Origin of the sequence: Caballeronia arationis (assembly GCF_001544975.2) — a bacterium.
Classification (GTDB): domain Bacteria; phylum Pseudomonadota; class Gammaproteobacteria; order Burkholderiales; family Burkholderiaceae; genus Caballeronia; species Caballeronia arationis.
In genome coordinates, this window is the sequence record NZ_FCOG02000464.1 from 1 (window position 1) to 1,199 (window position 1,199).

Annotated in this window: 2 protein-coding genes; both read right to left on the reverse strand. The window is 61.0% G+C overall.

The annotated features are described in order from the left end of the window. Positions 1-626 (reverse strand): UvrD-helicase domain-containing protein (locus AWB81_RS43185; protein ID WP_159939040.1); only part of this gene is annotated, 626 nt, incomplete at its 3' end. A gap of 9 nt (positions 627-635) precedes the next feature. After that, positions 636-1,199 (reverse strand): hypothetical protein (locus AWB81_RS43190; protein ID WP_062644714.1); only part of this gene is annotated, 564 nt, incomplete at its 5' end.

Consider the following 1,199-nt stretch of genomic DNA (forward strand, 5'->3'; position numbering starts at 1 on the left):
GCGTGCAGTTCAATCCAGCGGTACTGCAACGGGTCAGTGTCCTGAAACTCGTCAACGAGCAGATAGGTGAACGCGTATGGGGCAATGGTTCCCTGCTCCATCCCCTCTACAGCGAGGCGCAGCATGTCCTGAAAGTCGATCTTGCCGTTCCGTGCAAGCGCGTCCTGATAGGCGTGATACAGCTCGCCGTCGGCAGTGTCCGGGTCGCACCGCCCGAAATTGGTTTTGATCTTCTCGATCGTTGGAATGACGTCTTCTGCCTTCCCGTCGCGCCCGAGTTCCTGCATCACGCGGATGAGGAGGCCGAGCCGGTCGCCATCGGAGGCGATATCGAGCGCGCGCGCGCCGGGACGCTTAAGTTGCTTGAAGGCCAGCGAATGGAAGGTGCCTGCGATCAGGCGCTTCTTCACCGACTCGCCGGCAGCGGCCAGGATGCGCTCGCGCAATTCGAGCGCGGCATCCTTCGAGAAGGTGACGGCGCCGACCGTCGCCGAGCTGTCTTGTAGCAGCAGGGCTGCTTTCGTGGCGATCGTTTTCGTCTTGCCCGCGCCCGGACAGGCGATCGCCACGCAATGCTGGCGCAACTGGGCGACTTCCCGTTGCTGGGGATTGAGTTCGTCCAGCATCGCGCCTCCTTAGTTGCCGCGGACCGTCGTCATCAGCTTAAGGTGCGTCATGTACCCGCGAATGCCAAGCGGGTTGAAGCGCTTGAGGAAGTTGACGGCTTCATCGTCGACGTCCGACTGATCGCGAATGCCGTTCCAGACCATGAAGTCAAAGTGGTCCATCGCCCGGTCGAACTTCATGATCGCGCTAAGCACGCGCATCGAAAAGCGCGAGTACGCCTCGACCTCGATATCCATCGCAGGCATCGGGATCGTCGGCTCGAACACAAACTCTTTGTTGGCACGAAGCTCCGCTTCCTTCTGCTGACGGAACCCTTCGGCCACACGCAGTTGCTCGTCGACGTAGCTCTCGATGCCCGCAAGCAGCTTTTCGAGCGCGCTGTTGACCACTTCCTTGTCGTTCTCGCCGAAAGTCGAGCGGCCGAAACGCTGCATGTTGATGCTCATGCGGTTGATGTACGGCCACCATTGTTCGAACAGCGGCTTCAGGCGGGTGTGGTTCAGACGCACGCGGGCGGTCACGACTGCTGCGCCGGAAAGCTGGCGGTCCAGCAATTGACGGCCGATTTCGCG